This window comes from Paenibacillus sp. PDC88, from assembly GCF_900106725.1.
GTDB classification, from domain to species: Bacteria; Bacillota; Bacilli; order Paenibacillales; family Paenibacillaceae; genus Paenibacillus; species Paenibacillus shunpengii.
This window is the reverse complement of sequence record NZ_FNNT01000002.1, coordinates 111,587-126,842: the sequence shown is the minus strand read 5'-3', so window position 1 is coordinate 126,842 and position 15,256 is coordinate 111,587. Positions and strand designations below refer to the sequence as shown.

21 protein-coding genes and 13 tRNA genes are annotated in these 15,256 nt (G+C 48.4%); 15 read left to right on the top strand and 19 right to left on the bottom strand.

The annotated features are described in order from the left end of the window. Nucleotides 1-56 precede the first annotated feature (56 nt). The 4 genes from BLW49_RS07135 to BLW49_RS28495 form a co-directional block, all read right to left on the bottom strand. The gene (locus BLW49_RS07135) at nt 57-698 is read right to left on the bottom strand and encodes a hypothetical protein (protein WP_076313003.1); all 642 of its coding nucleotides are present in this window, start codon (nt 696-698) and stop codon (nt 57-59) included. Further along, nucleotides 667-1,734: a glycosyltransferase gene (locus BLW49_RS07130; protein WP_076313004.1), complete on the bottom strand. Its 1,068-nt coding sequence runs from the start codon at nt 1,732-1,734 to the stop codon at nt 667-669. The genes BLW49_RS07135 and BLW49_RS07130 overlap by 32 nt, the downstream gene beginning before the upstream one ends. 22 nt (nt 1,735-1,756) lie before the next feature. Continuing rightward, the gene (locus tag BLW49_RS07125) at nt 1,757-2,413 is read right to left on the bottom strand and encodes a glycosyltransferase family 2 protein (protein ID WP_143042086.1); all 657 of its coding nucleotides are present in this window, start codon (nt 2,411-2,413) and stop codon (nt 1,757-1,759) included. An 88-nt stretch (nt 2,414-2,501) separates the two neighbouring features. Beyond that, nucleotides 2,502-2,753: a hypothetical protein gene (locus tag BLW49_RS28495; RefSeq protein WP_143042085.1), complete on the bottom strand. Its 252-nt coding sequence runs from the start codon at nt 2,751-2,753 to the stop codon at nt 2,502-2,504. A 32-nt stretch (nt 2,754-2,785) separates the two neighbouring features. On the opposite strand from BLW49_RS28495, the gene BLW49_RS28725 reads away from it, so the two are divergent. From BLW49_RS28725 to BLW49_RS07110, 3 genes are all read left to right on the top strand, one after another. After that, the gene (locus BLW49_RS28725; protein ID WP_177178670.1) at nt 2,786-2,947 is read left to right on the top strand and encodes a hypothetical protein; all 162 of its coding nucleotides are present in this window, start codon (nt 2,786-2,788) and stop codon (nt 2,945-2,947) included. A 4-nt stretch (nt 2,948-2,951) separates the two neighbouring features. Further along, nucleotides 2,952-3,800: a prohibitin family protein gene (locus BLW49_RS07115; RefSeq protein ID WP_076313007.1), complete on the top strand. Its 849-nt coding sequence runs from the start codon at nt 2,952-2,954 to the stop codon at nt 3,798-3,800. A gap of 189 nt (nt 3,801-3,989) precedes the next feature. Next, on the top strand, nt 3,990-4,730 hold the full coding sequence (locus BLW49_RS07110) for a GT-D fold domain-containing protein (protein WP_076313008.1): 741 nt from the start codon (nt 3,990-3,992) through the stop codon (nt 4,728-4,730). Nucleotides 4,731-4,952: 222 nt separating this feature from the next. Here BLW49_RS07110 and BLW49_RS07105 read toward each other — a convergent pair. From BLW49_RS07105 to BLW49_RS07035, 15 genes are all read right to left on the bottom strand, one after another. Beyond that, nucleotides 4,953-5,026, bottom strand: a tRNA-Gln gene (locus tag BLW49_RS07105). 1 nt (nt 5,027) lies between these two features. Beyond that, a tRNA-Gly gene (locus BLW49_RS07100) sits at nt 5,028-5,101 on the bottom strand. 2 nt (nt 5,102-5,103) lie between these two features. Further along, a tRNA-Trp gene (locus BLW49_RS07095) sits at nt 5,104-5,177 on the bottom strand. A 9-nt stretch (nt 5,178-5,186) separates the two neighbouring features. Continuing rightward, a tRNA-Phe gene (locus BLW49_RS07090) sits at nt 5,187-5,257 on the bottom strand. A gap of 3 nt (nt 5,258-5,260) precedes the next feature. Then, a tRNA-His gene (locus BLW49_RS07085) sits at nt 5,261-5,333 on the bottom strand. Nucleotides 5,334-5,335: 2 nt separating this feature from the next. Next, nucleotides 5,336-5,412, bottom strand: a tRNA-Ile gene (locus BLW49_RS07080). 83 nt (nt 5,413-5,495) lie between these two features. Then, nucleotides 5,496-5,570: transfer RNA gene (locus tag BLW49_RS07075), tRNA-Asn, on the bottom strand. Between the two features lie 102 nt (nt 5,571-5,672). After that, nucleotides 5,673-5,746 (bottom strand) — tRNA-Pro (locus BLW49_RS07070). 4 nt (nt 5,747-5,750) lie between these two features. Beyond that, nucleotides 5,751-5,825, bottom strand: a tRNA-Asp gene (locus tag BLW49_RS07065). A gap of 126 nt (nt 5,826-5,951) precedes the next feature. After that, entirely contained in the window at nt 5,952-6,569 is a 618-nt protein-coding gene (locus BLW49_RS07060) for a hypothetical protein (protein ID WP_076313009.1), read from the bottom strand. Between the two features lie 35 nt (nt 6,570-6,604). Beyond that, nucleotides 6,605-6,678: transfer RNA gene (locus BLW49_RS07055), tRNA-Met, on the bottom strand. 3 nt (nt 6,679-6,681) lie between these two features. After that, nucleotides 6,682-6,939, bottom strand: a complete 258-nt coding sequence (locus tag BLW49_RS07050) for a hypothetical protein (RefSeq protein WP_076313010.1) — start codon at nt 6,937-6,939, stop codon at nt 6,682-6,684. A 28-nt stretch (nt 6,940-6,967) separates the two neighbouring features. Further along, nucleotides 6,968-7,041: transfer RNA gene (locus BLW49_RS07045), tRNA-Cys, on the bottom strand. A gap of 1 nt (nt 7,042) precedes the next feature. Then, nucleotides 7,043-7,117: transfer RNA gene (locus BLW49_RS07040), tRNA-Glu, on the bottom strand. 1 nt (nt 7,118) lies between these two features. Next, nucleotides 7,119-7,205, bottom strand: a tRNA-Tyr gene (locus tag BLW49_RS07035). A gap of 199 nt (nt 7,206-7,404) precedes the next feature. On the opposite strand from BLW49_RS07035, the gene BLW49_RS07030 reads away from it, so the two are divergent. From BLW49_RS07030 to BLW49_RS06975, 12 genes are all read left to right on the top strand, one after another. Further along, nucleotides 7,405-7,614 (top strand): hypothetical protein, encoded by a 210-nt coding sequence (locus tag BLW49_RS07030; protein ID WP_076313011.1) that lies wholly within the window; start codon nt 7,405-7,407, stop codon nt 7,612-7,614. 114 nt (nt 7,615-7,728) lie between these two features. Then, a complete protein-coding gene (locus BLW49_RS07025; protein ID WP_076313012.1) occupies nt 7,729-8,517 on the top strand; it encodes an S-layer homology domain-containing protein in 789 nt (262 codons plus the stop codon). A 900-nt stretch (nt 8,518-9,417) separates the two neighbouring features. Next, entirely contained in the window at nt 9,418-9,834 is a 417-nt protein-coding gene (locus BLW49_RS07020) for a hypothetical protein (protein ID WP_076313013.1), read from the top strand. Nucleotides 9,835-9,983: 149 nt separating this feature from the next. After that, nucleotides 9,984-10,172: a hypothetical protein gene (locus BLW49_RS07015; RefSeq protein ID WP_076313014.1), complete on the top strand. Its 189-nt coding sequence runs from the start codon at nt 9,984-9,986 to the stop codon at nt 10,170-10,172. A 1,004-nt stretch (nt 10,173-11,176) separates the two neighbouring features. Further along, a complete protein-coding gene (locus BLW49_RS07010) occupies nt 11,177-11,566 on the top strand; it encodes a hypothetical protein (protein ID WP_076313015.1) in 390 nt (129 codons plus the stop codon). A 142-nt stretch (nt 11,567-11,708) separates the two neighbouring features. Next, the gene (locus BLW49_RS07005) at nt 11,709-12,023 is read left to right on the top strand and encodes a hypothetical protein (protein ID WP_143042084.1); all 315 of its coding nucleotides are present in this window, start codon (nt 11,709-11,711) and stop codon (nt 12,021-12,023) included. Next, nucleotides 12,020-12,262 (top strand): hypothetical protein, encoded by a 243-nt coding sequence (locus BLW49_RS07000; RefSeq protein WP_076313017.1) that lies wholly within the window; start codon nt 12,020-12,022, stop codon nt 12,260-12,262. The genes BLW49_RS07005 and BLW49_RS07000 overlap by 4 nt, the downstream gene beginning before the upstream one ends. 97 nt (nt 12,263-12,359) lie before the next feature. Further along, on the top strand, nt 12,360-12,818 hold the full coding sequence (locus BLW49_RS06995) for a hypothetical protein (RefSeq protein WP_076313018.1): 459 nt from the start codon (nt 12,360-12,362) through the stop codon (nt 12,816-12,818). 85 nt (nt 12,819-12,903) lie between these two features. Then, nucleotides 12,904-13,767, top strand: coding sequence for a hypothetical protein (locus tag BLW49_RS06990; protein ID WP_076313019.1), 864 nt, complete (start codon nt 12,904-12,906; stop codon nt 13,765-13,767). Between the two features lie 74 nt (nt 13,768-13,841). Continuing rightward, nucleotides 13,842-14,039, top strand: coding sequence for a hypothetical protein (locus tag BLW49_RS06985; protein ID WP_076313020.1), 198 nt, complete (start codon nt 13,842-13,844; stop codon nt 14,037-14,039). Beyond that, nucleotides 14,036-14,221, top strand: a complete 186-nt coding sequence (locus tag BLW49_RS06980; RefSeq protein ID WP_076313021.1) for a hypothetical protein — start codon at nt 14,036-14,038, stop codon at nt 14,219-14,221. The genes BLW49_RS06985 and BLW49_RS06980 overlap by 4 nt, the downstream gene beginning before the upstream one ends. Before the next feature lie 109 nt (nt 14,222-14,330). Next, nucleotides 14,331-15,206: a hypothetical protein gene (locus BLW49_RS06975; protein ID WP_076313022.1), complete on the top strand. Its 876-nt coding sequence runs from the start codon at nt 14,331-14,333 to the stop codon at nt 15,204-15,206. The last annotated feature ends 50 nt before the right edge of the window (nt 15,207-15,256 follow it).

The window sequence follows — 15,256 nt, the reverse complement described above, 5'->3', positions numbered from 1 at the left end:
TTTTCTTATCTTTAGGTTAGGCTGAACGCACCAAAACGCACCAAAGAAAAACCCCTCTACATGAGAGGGGTCGGTCTGTTTGGAAGCTCGTCTATGATTTTCGCAACCTGTTCGGCGCGTTCCTTAATCTCGAACTCATCAGCGGTGATGATGTGGATATGAGAGCAGTAGTTTCCGTGTTCGTAGATACGTTCGGGGGTAATGAGCACGACATCAGCAACAGCTTCCATCTTATGCTTACCCTTCTCGAACTTCTCGGGGTCGGTTAAGGAGTCGAACACTACAAGGTTAGGGTAAGCGGTCTCTACTGAGCTTGCCATACGGCTGTCGTTTACCCAGTAGACCACCCTTCCACCCTGCATCAGTGATCGGACATTAGTACCCGCCCGCGCCACCACGAAGTTTGGAAGTTCGGGGAACGGGTACTCTAGCTCATCAACCTGATAGAACTCCTCACTCGAATTGATGTAGACCACGTTGTACCCAAGTTCCGCTAATTCCTTCAGGAGCCGCTGTGGTCGTCGCCCGAAGCTTTCGCTGTGGAAGTCGATGGCGGGCAGGTAGACGATGGTCGTATTAACCTTCGGTGAGTAACGAGAGAAGTTGAACTCCTCCATATCGAACTCCAATACCTCAACTGGATCAACCTGCGGTTCAACCGCGTGGCTACCGAAAAGCCGTTTGAACAGTTTTCTCATCGACCTCTCCACCTCCCATCACTTTGTTTATCATCTTAACCGCATCCATCGCTCTACTGTCCCAGGAGTTAGCTTGAGCAACCGCTGTTCGTGCCGCGATCTTGGCGGGACTGTTCTCTTTAAGTGCCTTGTCAACCATCTTGCCGCAGTTAACCCTATCCATGAAGTAGGTAACGTCACTGTATTTGTTGACGATCTCCTCCATGCGGGTCGTTACAACTGGCTTGCCCGCTGACAAGTACTCGTAGTACTTGATCGGATCACAGCCGCGAATCATCTCAGTTAACTTGAACGGAACCATACAGACATCGAACTGAGCGATATATGCAGGAAGAACTTTGTAGTCCTTGTGCGGAAGACAAGTCACGTTCGGATGCACTACGTTCTTTTGATACAGGGCATTGTTCCCGATCAGTACGACACGATGACCTTTATTGGCAATGTCAGTAATCAACCAGTAATCCACCCAGGATGCCATCGCCCCGTGGAAGCCCACCACCTTCTGACCCTCGTTTACCGCAGGGAAGTCGGGAGGTTTCGGAAGGGAGACCTGCGCTTTCTTGAAGTGTTCGTAGTCAGCTCCGTTAGGGCACATGAAGATCGGCTTGCCATCGTCCTTATGAGCTTCGTACATAACTTTCGCCGTGGTAGCTACGAGATCGGCTCGGGCGAAGCATTTTGGGATGTAGTTCTTCCAAATAGCAAATTCGTCAGCGGAGTTGTCCAGGTAATCGAATACAGTGAAGTCGAATCTGCGTCCGTCACGGTAGTTGTACTGACCTGGGTTGGAGAACCATAGAACCTTCTTCCCTTTGACAAGGTGGTCGTAGCTCACACCCTTGCGTACAAGGAATAGGTCTTCGTTGATCTTTTCGATTGGACGGGACATCTTTTGATACGATTCTTCATTAATGAAGATCGCCCGCACACCTGGAATCTTTGAGAACGCAGTCATCAATTGCTGAGGACGTTGGAATAACAGATTCCAGTCCAAGGCAGGTGGGTAAACAATCGTCATTTCAATGCTATCGAACACCGCGCTCTCCTCCTTCCTTCTATTAAGTAGCCACTTTAGCAATCAACTCAGCCCCTTCCGCATAAGCGTGGATCGGGCGAAGCCGCGTATCTACGAATAATTTGTAACCTAGTCGGCGGGCTTGTTCGCAGAATGGCGCATCTTCCCCAATGGGATGCAGTCCGTATCTTACTCCTGCTTCTACAACCTCCCTCTTTATCAAGTACACCGCCCCTGTGAGATCAACAGGAATGACTCCCTCCTGGAACTCAGGGACATGCCGCCCACCGATCATGGCATTATGCGCTTTGATTTTCGGGTGGTTTTGGATAAGCATGGAGCAGACATCCAAGTCGTTGTCGATCAACTGCTGAAGGCTTCCTTCAGGAATGATAATATCCGTATCAATGGATAGTAGATAGTCGCAGTCGGACTGCAAAAACTCGTGAAGCAGGATGTTCCTAAGTAAAGCTAGATTGCCGTATGAGTATTGACCGCGAACATGACCGTACTTCTTCCCTAGATTATGAGTAGCATACGGGATGCCTTGGTCGATAAGGATTTGTTCAGTCTCGTCATCGCTGTCATTCAGGATGTACATGAACTCTTTGTCCACATCCTGAGACATCAGCGAATCCAGATGCCGCCCCAGTATCCACGCTCTGTTTCTTACAGGAGCACCTATAAATACTTTCGCCATTGCCATTTCCCCCTTTTCCTCTTTATCTAGTTTAGACCGATAGACATTAGCCTTTTGCCGCGCCCGCCAAAAAAACACCAATTCCATTTTATATAGGTAACACCGGCTTTTTTTGAAACGCCCTTAACTCTACAGGAATGACCTCGTATAGAGAAAGTGTGAGGGGGATGAAACGATGGACAGATTCAAGGCTCCCGATCACAGGGACGAGCCTTCTCCTATCGGAAAGACCTGCCCTTACTGCAAAGAGGACATCCTCGAAGGCGACGAGATTGACGAACTGCATGACGGTGAACGTGTTCACTCGGACTGCACGGATGAATATCTCCGCGATCAGCATGTCCTCACTCGACGCACCGCAGTGAGAGGGGAGTGATTCTGATAGGGACATTAATTGCACTACTCGCAACAATCGTGTTCGTAGCCATTTTGTTATGGTTCTTGGCGGCTGTCGTCTTCGTTAAGGTGGCGAAATTCGCTTTGAAACTCGCAAGACCGTTCATTGACAACTTAAAAAAGAACAAGGGGGAATAACGGTATGAAGAACAACCGTGGATTATTCATTGGAGGAGCAACAGTAGTAGGATTGGCGGTCATCGGTACCTTGATCTATCTGTTGCTGTGCTTGACGACTATCGCACCAGGGTATGTAGGTGTGGTTTATGACCGCTCGGGCGGCTTGGAGAAGGAGACACTTCCTCCTGGTTGGCACTTGGTAAGTCCTACGAAGAAGGTAACTGAGTATCCGATCAGTACGGAGACTGTCCACTACGAAGGTGACAAAGCGTTCAGCATTGCTACTAAGGACGGTAAGGTTGTCAAAGCCGAGCTGATGTACTCCTACCATATGGATGAGAAGCGTATCCCTGATGTGTTCGCTAAGTTCCGTGGGCGTACTGACAGTGAGATCGAATCGACTTATATGAAAGATCGCCTGTCAGCAATGATTCAAGAGATCACTTCCAACTACGGAGTGCTTGAGGTTTACGGTGACAAGCGTGGGGAGATCAACAACAAGGTGTTCGAGTCCTTCAGAAAAGACTTGGACGCTGTAGGTATTGAAATCGAGACTTTCAACTTCAGTAAGATCGAACCTGACGCTGAATCTCTGAAGGCTATCCAGTCTTTGGTTGACTCTCAGCTCAAGCTTGAACAACTGAGAATTGAGAAAGACCAGGCTCAAGTCACTGCCGAGAAGCAGTTGGTAGTAGCTAACGGTAACGCAAACGCTAAGATTGCGGAAGCACAAGGTGAAGCGAAAGCTAACGCCGCACTCCAACAGTCGATCACTCCTGAACTTCTGAAGAAGATGGAGATGGAAGCCCGCTTGAAGTGGGGTTGGGTAACTATTCAAGGTGCCCAGGCTGTTGTGACCGAGAACAAGTAATGGACGAGGGAGGAGAAATCCTCCCTTTTTCCTATTCTATTAAAGAAAGGAGTTGTTAACGATGTACGATTGCCCTGATTGTATGAGCTTCCTAGTGGTTTGTCCTTGCTGTCAGCACTCATTCTGCCCTGACTGCGGAGCTTCTGAGGATGAGATTGAGGAGAAGAAAGAACAGGAAGGTGATGAGGAATGCTAGGAACCTGGGACTTGATTAAGAACTGGTTCCAAATGGCGGCTAACGGTGAACGCCATGCTTCAGTTCGGTTCGGGGATGCTTCCAATACCATCCTTGCTCATGATACCGTGCTTACCATGGACTTCATCAAGTCGCATTACGGTTGGATCAGCGACCCGACTTACTGTGGCATTACCCTTCCTAACGCGAATGCAAGGGACATCATCGTTCACTGCTTGCGGAACGCTGACTACGTAGGTCACCTGACACAGACTGATCACTGGTACTTCAAGCCACTGTTCGATATGTGCTTGCGATACTACCGAGTGGAGCCGAAGGAGACCTTCTATGCGTTCGAGAACAATTACATTGCTCGGTTCAAGCCGTTCTATGACACCTTCAGGACTTTACCAATTTTGCTCTGTGGAGCCAAAGCTGTCCAGTACAAGGAAGTACTAGAACGCCGCTACGGTTTCACTGGAATCGTTGGTACCGTCGATTGTCCCAACTGGGAAGGGTTACAGAAGGCTACTAAGGACATGGAAGCCCTATATAAGACCAATCCATGGCGACTTGCCCTCGTTTGTGCAGGTGCTCCTGGCAAAGTACTGGCTGTGAAGGCGAAACTGCTCGGAACAGTGGGTGTAGACTTCGGATCGGGTGCAGATGTAGCCATTCAAGCTGATAAAGAGGGCTTAGATGCCTGGGATTACAAAGGATTCCCCGATTATTGGGCAGGAAGACCACGAAAATAGCCCATTTTGACCCCTTTTGGGGTCTTTTTTGTGTTCTATGTGCAAAAAATAGCCGTTTTTTGCACATAATTAAGCGTTTTTCGTCACTTTTTCATCGTTTTTGAGCTTTATTTTGCACTATTTTGACCCCCTTTTTAGCCCTAAATTATAAAAAGACCGCCCTATTTAGGACAGTCTTTGGGAACCTGGGTGCTCGTAAGCAGTCCAGGAGGGTCACTTAATTGGCAGGGGATGCAGGAATCGAACCTACGAATCGACATTCAAAGTGTCGTGTCTTGCCACTAAACGAATCCCCGATGGAGCGAAATGAGGGAGTCGAACCCTCACCGTCTGCTTGGAAGGCAGAAGTTCTACCATTAAACTAATATCGCATTGGCACAGGCTGATGGAATCGAACCACCGTTAACGGGTTTGGAAGCCGTAGTTCTGCCACTGAACTAAACCTGCATATTAAGATGGACTGAGATGGAATCGAACCACCGTCTGCGGGATTTCACTCCACCGCTAAGCCACTCAGCTACCAGTCCATATGGGGTGACGGACGGAATCGAACCGTGGACTCCTGATTCACAGTCAGGCATGTTACCACTACACTATCGTCACCATGGTTGGAACAGATGGATTTGAACCATCAACCTCCCGCTTATCAGACGGGTGCGCTAACCAGTTGCGCCATGTTCCATTAGGCTCCTCCGTCAGGACTTGCACCTGAAACCGTCTTTGCGCGAGACAGCTCTACTAACTTGAGCATTACGTGAGGAATATTGGCAGGGAAGCCAGGACTCGAACCTGGAACATCCGCATTAACAGTGCGGCGTTCTACCATTGAACTACAACCCTATAGGAAACCGTAGGTGGACTCGAACCACCGATAAAGCCACTCATTCTCGTCGTGAGCAGGAATCAAACCTGCGTAGCAGTACCCCGTAACGGTCATATGAATAGGAGATGTTGGATTTGAACCAACGACCCCGTGCGTCCAAGGCACGTACTCTAACCATCTGAGCTAATCCCCTGTATTGGCGGCTCTAAGGGGAATCGAACCCCTCCCTCTCCGCTGACAACGGAATGTCCTAACCGATAAACGATAGAGCCAAGGCATCACCCTGTCGGACTCGAACCGACTCTGGCGGCTAGTTTCCCCTTAGGTACTCGTAGCCACAGTGCATCCCACACTGAGGGCTAATAGTGCTCCCAACCCGAAGGTCAGGAGCGTATTTGTTACTTACCAGTCGCGGCTGTTTGAACAGTAACCTTGGAGTTACCTGCGGCAACGACAGCATTCGTAGCAATGGATTCAACACGGCTGTTAGCGGATTTTAGTTCTTCACGCAGTGTAGCGATCAGAGCTTCTTGGGATTCCACAGTTTCCTCAAGGGAAGTAATGCGGTTCTCAAGAACCCGTTTGTCAGCTTTATTCTCAGCATCCTGCAAGCGCAGTTCACCGTCGAACTCCTTCTTGGCTTCGGTTTTACCTTTGTTGAAGGCAACCGCTTCAGCTTTCGCCACAACCTCAGGAATCGCAGTAACCTTGGCTTGAAGTTCAGCAACCACGGACTCGGAATGATCGGCAGACTGCTCACGAGCTTCAACAGCTACTTCGCGGTCAGCGACTTCTTTAACACGATCTGCAAGTTCAGAATCCAGTGCGTCCTGACGATCACGCTTTTCCTTGTTGAACTGGTATGTATCTTCTTCCTTCTGACGAGCCAGTTCTTTCTTCCAAGCCGCCGCTTGTTCTGCTTTCTCCGCTTCAAACTCCTGACGAGCTTCCTCAATCACAAGTGCGTAAGCGTCCAGTACGTTCTGCTTCGTTTCAACCGTTGTTTTCTTCGCCACGTTTTCGTTCCCCCTGGTAAGTGTTTTAGTTGTTTTGGTTTGGGTAGCGGGATTCGAACCCGCGTCTACTGGTTATGAGCCAGTCAAGGAACCGCTCCTCTATACCCAGTCATTAATAGACAATCGCTTCGATACCATCACTCGTAGTGACAAGCTTCAGGCGACCCTTGAACTGCAACGAACCCTGCGTATGAGGATTGTCGGGAGTGTTCTTCGTCGTGAAAGGAACTTCAGAAGTGAGGTTCATCACGTAGTATGTCTCGCCTTTACACTTGATCGTCCATGGAGCAATGCCAGGATTACCGATGCTTTTCTTATTGAAATGAAAGACTACTCTCGTTGGTTTATCGCTGATAACTTCTTCGATCATAGCTCTCACCTCTCTAAGGATTGTTTTAAGCGGAAGGATGGATTCGAACCACCGATCTTTGGGTTTGCGACCCAACGCCTTAAACCTCTTGGCTACTTCCGCATGGTAGCGTGTACGGGAATCGAACCCGTGATCTCCGATAGAAAGTCGGATGTCTTAGCCGCTTGACCAACACGCCATGGTGGATGAGGTAGGAGTCGAACCTACACAGCAGTTAAGCCACGGGTTTACAGCCCGCTATTCTCGCCAGTGATTGGTGCCCATCCAAGTGGTTGTTCCTCTATGAAACATAGATTAGTGCAGTTAACTTAGGAAATAACACTCCAACACGAAAAACCTGAGAAAAACTTCCTCAAGTTGAGTTTCTTCTATATAAGGGAGCAAAAAATTAAGCTCTTACTTCCTCTATACGAAATGACTTACAAGATGTTAAACTGGAAGAATACAACAAAAGGGGGAACATACTTGATCTATGTCGTAGCCGTAATTGCATTCTTAATCCTGGGAGCGTTGACTCGTGGTGCTCCTGTCTTGGGACTCTTTCTTATATTAGGGGGATTCGTACTTGCCTTCTTCTTAGGAGTTACTACAGAGCAGATCGAGACATTTTCACCTGTGATCGGAGGAGCAGTCCTCGGGTTCCTATTGGGACTCATAAGCAGGTTCATAGATTAAAATTTCCCACCTCACCTATAGGTGGGATTTTACATTTCTTGGCGTTTACGAGAGTCCAAGCGTATGCTAATATATGGGAACTGCCACCATTAAACAAAAAAGGAAGGTATCATCATGAAGAAAATTGCACTGGTCATCACACTGGCATCAACCCTTGTTTTCGGTTCCACTGCCGCGAACGTACAGGCATCGTCATTTAATGACGTAAGCGAGACAAAACACTCTTGGGCTGTTAAAGCCATCGACTTTATGAGTGAGCAAGGAGTGATCAAGGGATACTCAGACGGAACGTTCAAACCCGACAATGGAGTGACTAAGGCAGAGTTCGTAAGTATGTTCTCCCGCCTTTTTGATAAGTACACTACCAACGACTCCACCACCCGCGAGTTCAAAGACGTTCCATCTACTAATTGGGCATATGAACCAGTATCTAAGATAATGTCGAACTATACATACTTTACATACAGCAAAGACGGTAGCGGGATGAACTTCCATCCAAACACTAAATTGACTCGCCTGGGTGCCGCGAACTTGTTACCCGCACTATACGAAGAAATTGACGACGAAAAGGAAGTCTACAACATCCTACGAAGCATGAAAGACATCAAGGTTTATGAGAACGTTAACGGCTATGATCAAGATGGTAGGTTTGATGAATCAGTAGATCGCACTAACTCACAATTTCCAATCATCTTCAAAAACGGAGCACTAGATGACGACTATTCAGCTATCGTAGGAATAAAGATTGCAAGCCTTCAAAACGAAGGACTAATGACCGCTTATGAGGGTAATTTCAGCCCTAACAAGACACTCACTAGAGCTGAAGCCGCTACTACCCTATACCGCCTTTATACTCAATTAAAGGGTGATGGCGATCTCTCGAATTACTCAAGTATTAAGTAGAACGAAAATAAGAGCGCGGGGCTTAACTCCCTTCGCTCTTTTTCTATTATATAAGACACACCGCACCAACCTTACGAGAAAAATTTCCCCGCGCCCGTAGGAGTCCCATTAACTCGCGGAGCGAAAAATGTATTACCCCTAGATTTACCCCGATTATGCAGGAAAAACCATACCTCCTTGACTTAGACAACAGCCGCCCCACTCCCATGCCCAATGCCCTTTACCCGCGCCCAACACCCATGCCCCCTTACCCTTTGCCCAAGACACGAGACCCCGCCGCCCGTGCCCCGAGACATTGCCCCAAGACCCTAACTCTCGCGCATCAAGGTTCACCAAAAATTTCCCGTAGGAGTCATGACGCTCCTGCGCCGTGTGAAGGATGATAGAAAAACCCGCGACACTGGGGGGGTTAATCTCTTGACCCTTGTTTGTTTTTATTTTTTATAAAAAAACATTGCTCAAAGGGGTTGCAATCCAATCCTATTGCGTTCTTAGATATGGTCATCGAGTTGGTCGCCGCCACCGACTCGATAGGGAAACATCCCGAATGTACGACAGGCGGCAAAGACGCGAAATGCGCCTAGATCATTGACAAACACATACACGAAACATGCACGGCTTGTGCATGGGACGAAGCTTCTCTTGTGAAGGGTGAAGTCTGCCCACATGAAGGATTGTACTATGGCAACAGCCTACGCTTTACGGTTCATGCCCAACATGTAACGAGATGTCACGAATTGCCCACGTTACGGGACGGTGTAGTACAAGGTGCGGTATCCGTAAGTTAATCGGAGGTTCAGATGCCTTGCTATGCTAGAGGTCTGTTCACTCATGGGCTAATCAGGGCTACCAAAGGTAGTCACTATTAGTGCCCATCAAGGGCAAAGGAGACTAAAAACCATGATGAACAAAGCCATTACTATGCCTAAATTTGAGAAAGAAGCAAAGAAACGCGCTGATTCCAAGAAGGTACCCGAGAACATTAAGATGAGCGTAAACGATAAGAACAAGCTTGTAATAGAAATCGACTTGAATGTAATCGACAAAGAACCGCTTGTACTTGGGGAGAAGTCTGCCCGTGTAGCGTCCACTCTTGGCGGTATTCGCTTGAAAAAGGACGGTTTTCAGAACGTTGTACTTAACCTGAACGCCTATATACCAGTGGATGAGTATGTATCCCCTGTACAGGCACCTGCCGCACCTGCGACACCTGCTATCAAGGCACCTACAGGACAGCAGATTGATATGGATACCTGGGAACAGTTTCAGCAATTCCTCAAGTTTCAAGAGATGATGGTACAAGCCGCTAAAGCTTAAGACAAGGATACCCGAGCTATGCTTGGGTAGTCCTGACTAGCCCATGAGCGAACAGACCAAGAGCCGATTGCACATAATCCGTATTATGTGATGTGATGGGCAGACCCGAGTGCCCAAGGCACTACTTTGTCCAAAAACAGGTGATTATTATGTTATTCGCAAGATTCGTGCTAGTGTGTGACCGCATAGAACGTACAAGAGAGAAGATGCAGGTATACCGTGACAAGGGGTTTGAGAACCTTACAGTCGATGAACTACTAGAGTATGAGCATCTAATGGATGTAATGGACGGTCTTGATTCACAACTAGCAACACATATAAGAGAGACATACGCTTGATCCGTAACCTAGCCCTTAGTCTTGGGTGCTAGGGTATGCCCATCACAACGCACCACGCACCACTTCCGAGCATGACGAGAGATAGCGAAGCCTAGCACTACACGTAATCTAAGGGTACTCCTAAGGACTACGAGAGTGTATCTAGTAGGCTCATGTAGAGCGGGTATGAGTGTATACCAAGGCATTGTTCAATGTGTCCGAGGGATATACTCTCTAGTCTTCCTCTCTCTATAGTCATGCTCTCTTATATGGTGGGAGTCTTATATAGGATTGTAGACAGCCAACAGGTTGCTCTGCCCCGCCCCACCTGGGGTAGGTGTGCCCTAGCCATCCAACAGGATACCGAAGGCTTATATGGACTACCTTTACCTAGCGAAGTCACATAATACGGTCACCTATATTCTCATGCTTTCCCTAGCTGTGGTGGAGGTATCCTGAGGTACCCACTCCCTACCCTTTCGGTATACCCGAGTGCCCAAGAAGGATACCCATACCCATGGCTAGGTATGCTCAGTCACTTAACTCTTATATATCTGTGTCGTATAGCTAAATTGAGTGACTGACCATGCCTAGCCCACCCCGCCCACACCCCGATTTGGGGTACGTTGGTGCAGTATAGAGCGTCCTATCGAGTGCTGATAGCACCTAAGCGGAACAGCTCTGTATCACGGGTTCTAGCTTGGCATAGATGTGTCAAATTCAAGGAGGAATACCCATGCGTAACAAGATGATGGTTGCATACGTTGGCAAGGTCGGTGGACTCAAGGAATACCTCAAAAAGCTCATAGCAGAATACGAGAAAGTAGGTGCCTAAACATGACAAGATCACAGGCTGTAGTAGCCGCAAGCAAGCTTAAACGTAGATGGGCACTAAGAGATATGTATATATACGGTCAGCTCACTATCAAGTAATAGCTTGGACACTGCTCCCCGCCCATCTCCCCGAGGTGGTCGGCATGGAGTGCCTAAGAGCACTACTACATACCAACTAGGAGGATTCACAAATGAAAGACGTACAAGTGCAAGTAAAGGTTATCGAGGGTATCGAGGTAAGAGCGCATGAGAAAGGCGAGTTCATGATTGGTGCCTTGATTACGAATAACGGTAAAGAAGTCGGAGCAAGCGGTATCGTAGCTGGTGTACCTGAGGACATCACAAACTTCTATGCGGCTATTGAAGCTATGGCAGGATCGGTAACGAAAACACTGCTTGATGCTGAAGTACCACCACAGGTCATCGAAGGCATGATGATCGAAGCGATTCGGGACGGTATCAAAGAAGGAGTGACCCGTCACGTAGCTGAAGAAATGCCGCATGTACATGCCATGGCTGAACGGGCTATGCAAGGTGACATCGGTGCCTTGCTTGGTATGCTCTCCAAAGTATTGGCTTAGAAACTGCTAAGGCACCAAACCTTCGGGTTGGGTGTTCTGATGGAGTGCCTAAGAGCACTATCTAAACTAGGAGTTGGTTATCATCGAACACGAAGTGATTCTATCCAAAATCAGATCCAAACGTGAGAACAGTCAGACCACCATGGCAGACATTAAGCGCATTGTTGCGGCTTATGAGTCAGGTGACTGGTCGGAAGTAATTGACAGCAAGCTTTACAGAGAGCATAGCGGTGAATATTGTGAACTGCTTGAGTACATTAACATGCCTGAATGGTTGGTGGGTGTTGTAATGCCTACCTTTGTTGACCAACGGTACATACGAGATCGGGATTTGGAGATCGCCGCCCCCACCGCCGAGGATGCCAAGAGAAAGTGGTTCGAGCATATGAAAAACTGGATACGTGAAGACGAGAAACATCTCGTTAAGGTAGTTCGGAAGGGAGAGGAACTGAAATGAACGACCTTCTCTCCCTTTTGATTGCTGAAGGGTTGAAGGCAACCATCAACCATACCTTCGGTAACCTGATCGAGGTTGACCTTGAGGATGAGGTTATCCAAGTATGGCAGACCAACGCTCCACATGAGAAGCCTAAATATGAAATCACCGACACGAGGGACACAATCAAGATGGTGTGCCGCTCTGTTGATTCAGTACTGACCCATATGGTTCTATGGCTCGAAGCGGTTGTTAGTTAGACACTGCTCCCCGCCCATCGCTTTGGCGGTGGTCGGCATGGAGTGCCTAAGAGCACCCAAAATAATAGCCCCTAGAGGGCAAGAGGAGAATATAAACATGGAAAACGTAAACGTGAAATCGGTAGCAAACAACAAGGCGGTACTGGAAGTTGACCTGACTCAAGACCTGGGTGCAAGTGGTAGCGGTAAGAACCTGCTGATCGCCAAGACTGGTAGCAACATGCCAATCGCATCAGGTGTGAAGATCAACCTGAACGTATATAGAGCACTCCCTAAAGAGAATGAACCTGAAATCGACTTCAAGGGTGCCAAGGCTGAGATCGGATTCGCAGGTGGTGTTGCTAAGGTAGCAGGTAGCAAGCTTACCATCGAAGTTGACCTCACCTCTGACCTTGGTGAATCGGGTAGCGGCAAGAACATCCTGATCGCTAAAACAGGAAGCAACCTGCCACTGTTCAAGACGATAAAGATGAACCTGAACGTGTACAAACCAGTACCTAAGACACCTACTAAGGTACCTGTAACTGGGGAGCCTGAGCAATTGACATTGGTCTAATAGATGCTGATCGGGTACCTCAACCATGGTTGGGGTATCCCATTGAGCACCTATGAGTGCTACTAATTCTTTGAGGTGACAGCACATGACAACGTACAAACGTGCATCAAACGACAAGGCTACTCTGAAGATTGAACACGACAATCACCCTTCTGACCCACGCCAAGAGATGGATGGTTGGGTAGGCGAGATGATTTGTTGGCACAACCGATACAACCTAGGTGATACACATGACTACTCGGAGCCGCGTGACTTCCTTGAGCACCTTGCCAAGGACTACTACAAGGGTGACGAGGACATGGATGACCTGACGATGGCTGAGCTGATGGGTATCATCGCTCCTCATGTTATCATCCTCCCCCTCTACTTGTACGATCACGGTGGTATCACAATGAGGACTAAATCATTTGGGGATCGTTGGGATAGTGGTCAGGTCGGTTGGATATACGCTACCAAAGACAAGTTCCGTGAGGAGACTGGTTACAACGAAGATGAGCTGTTCAGCACTGATACCAAACGAGCTGTAAAGGTAGGCGACCAAGTGAAGGTCAAGGGTTACGAGAATGATGGTCTTGACGGTTGGGTGGAGGTAGTTTCCTTCTCCCGAGGTATGGTTCAGGTAGACCGCGACCACCACATGATCGAAGGGTTCAAGCGTCCTGACAGTTGGGTGATCGTGAATGAGAAAAGCATCACTGAGGTCATGAGCAACAAGGCGGTGCAGATGCTTGAAGCTGAGGTTGAGATGTACGACCAGTACCTAACTGGGAGTGTGTATGGGTTCATCCTTGAAATCAAAAATCCGTGCCACTGTGGTAACCCTGAGTGTACTCGACATGAGGTTGAGGTAGATAGCTGTTGGGGTTTCTACGGGGACGACTTTATCAAGAATGGTATAGCTGAGCACATCGCCCCTGAGTATAGAGAATTACTAGAAGCATTGAGCTGAGACAGAGCCTAGGTAAGCCAAGTTGAGACGAGCTGAGGAGACTAGATAAACAGATGAGCTGAGGAGAGATAGAGATGAGAAAGTTAGGGATGCGAGTGAGATTTAACCTGGGTGAGCGTGTACGTATAGAACTGGGTGACCACACAGGCATGACTGGTGAGGTCGCCACCGCCCCCGAGGGTACTACATACAACTGGAAGAAGGAAGTATTCGTTCAGTTGGATGACGGTGACATCATACGAAAATACAAAAACGAGGTGTGCAAACTATGAATCTTGAGAACTGTCCCGATTGCAAAGGAACTGGTGAGTATGTAGCCAAGAACGGTGACTCGTGGACATGTGAGTTTTGCTATGGTGAAAAGTTAGTCCCTGCTGAAGTAGCAGAGGAACAAAAGCAGAAGTGGCAAGGGTACAAGTCCATGATGGAAGGTTACGTTGACGTAGAGGATTGAACAATAGACACTGCTCCCCACCCATCACCCATGTGGTGGTGGTTGGTATGGAGTGCCTATGAGTGCCACTGAGCACATGCACTAACCGACAATATGAGGAGTTGTTCACATGAACACAAAGAAAACAGCTAACTTTGAACCTGCAATCACCTTGTCGAAAGATACCTTCACCCATGAGGGTGTCCAGTACCATACTGAAAGCCGTAGAGCTAAGCGCGGCGAGATGATCCTCACGACTAAGACCATCGGACACTATAAGAAAGGTCAGGTGTACGAAGTATCCGACTACACTGGCAAGGAAGCGTGGTGCAAGAACGATGAAGGATTCCCTATCCCAATCCGTCACGCTGAGTATGTGGTGCTTGTGCCTATGGTTGAAGCACAACCCCTCCCCACCACCGTGTACTCCCCTTCCATGCTGAATCAGCTTGAAGCAAGTGGGACACCGATCTTCAACGAGTACCACCATACGGTGCTTGACTTCAGTGAGGTGGATCGTGGGCACACACTGGTCATGAAGCTTCCCGCAGGTGACCACATCACGGTATGCGGCATGATCATGAGCGATAAGGTCAACGCCATCGTTGACATTGAGTACCACGGTGACAACGGTCAGCAGATGATCGGGTTCACTGGTAATGAGACACCTCAGGTACGGGACAGCCGAAGCAAGCACAAGCTATACAGCTTGGACATCCGACCTGACCATAAGGATAAGCCATACGGCGATACCCTGACATTAGCGTTCCGCAGGGTTGATGAGGTCATCATCGACATCTCCATGAACGTAGGTTCTTGGATGTCTAAGAACACTGACAGCCTACCTGATGGATACGACTCCCGTGTTCTCAACCGAGCCATCCATGAATGGGCGGTAGAGTTTGAGAAAGAGTTTGGTAGAGAAGCACGGGACGACTACTACGACAGGGTTGACATCTTCTCTGAGAAGAAGATCAGCCAATGGGCACAGGAATACACCGAATAATCGGACACCGTTACCATACCTCACCCCGCCGTGGGGTATGGGATAGGGTG

What these genes read in the sequence shown, in the direction of transcription:
- BLW49_RS07050 (WP_076313010.1), bottom strand. Translation starts at nt 6,939, where the DNA reads ATGATCGAAGAAGTTATCAGCGATAAACCAACGAGAGTAGTCTTTCAT.
- BLW49_RS06990 (WP_076313019.1), top strand. Translation starts at nt 12,904, where the DNA reads ATGACAACGTACAAACGTGCATCAAACGACAAGGCTACTCTGAAGATT.
- BLW49_RS07015 (WP_076313014.1), top strand. Translation starts at nt 9,984, where the DNA reads ATGTTATTCGCAAGATTCGTGCTAGTGTGTGACCGCATAGAACGTACA.
- BLW49_RS28495 (WP_143042085.1), bottom strand. Translation starts at nt 2,753, where the DNA reads ATGCTGATCGCGGAGATATTCATCCGTGCAGTCCGAGTGAACACGTTC.
- BLW49_RS07125 (WP_143042086.1), bottom strand. Translation starts at nt 2,413, where the DNA reads ATGGCGAAAGTATTTATAGGTGCTCCTGTAAGAAACAGAGCGTGGATA.
- BLW49_RS06995 (WP_076313018.1), top strand. Translation starts at nt 12,360, where the DNA reads ATGGAAAACGTAAACGTGAAATCGGTAGCAAACAACAAGGCGGTACTG.
- BLW49_RS07000 (WP_076313017.1), top strand. Translation starts at nt 12,020, where the DNA reads ATGAACGACCTTCTCTCCCTTTTGATTGCTGAAGGGTTGAAGGCAACC.
- BLW49_RS07025 (WP_076313012.1), top strand. Translation starts at nt 7,729, where the DNA reads ATGAAGAAAATTGCACTGGTCATCACACTGGCATCAACCCTTGTTTTC.
- BLW49_RS07115 (WP_076313007.1), top strand. Translation starts at nt 2,952, where the DNA reads ATGAAGAACAACCGTGGATTATTCATTGGAGGAGCAACAGTAGTAGGA.
- BLW49_RS07010 (WP_076313015.1), top strand. Translation starts at nt 11,177, where the DNA reads ATGAAAGACGTACAAGTGCAAGTAAAGGTTATCGAGGGTATCGAGGTA.
- BLW49_RS07135 (WP_076313003.1), bottom strand. Translation starts at nt 698, where the DNA reads ATGAGAAAACTGTTCAAACGGCTTTTCGGTAGCCACGCGGTTGAACCG.
- BLW49_RS06975 (WP_076313022.1), top strand. Translation starts at nt 14,331, where the DNA reads ATGAACACAAAGAAAACAGCTAACTTTGAACCTGCAATCACCTTGTCG.
- BLW49_RS07020 (WP_076313013.1), top strand. Translation starts at nt 9,418, where the DNA reads ATGATGAACAAAGCCATTACTATGCCTAAATTTGAGAAAGAAGCAAAG.
- BLW49_RS07005 (WP_143042084.1), top strand. Translation starts at nt 11,709, where the DNA reads ATGGCAGACATTAAGCGCATTGTTGCGGCTTATGAGTCAGGTGACTGG.
- BLW49_RS06985 (WP_076313020.1), top strand. Translation starts at nt 13,842, where the DNA reads ATGAGAAAGTTAGGGATGCGAGTGAGATTTAACCTGGGTGAGCGTGTA.
- BLW49_RS06980 (WP_076313021.1), top strand. Translation starts at nt 14,036, where the DNA reads ATGAATCTTGAGAACTGTCCCGATTGCAAAGGAACTGGTGAGTATGTA.
- BLW49_RS07110 (WP_076313008.1), top strand. Translation starts at nt 3,990, where the DNA reads ATGCTAGGAACCTGGGACTTGATTAAGAACTGGTTCCAAATGGCGGCT.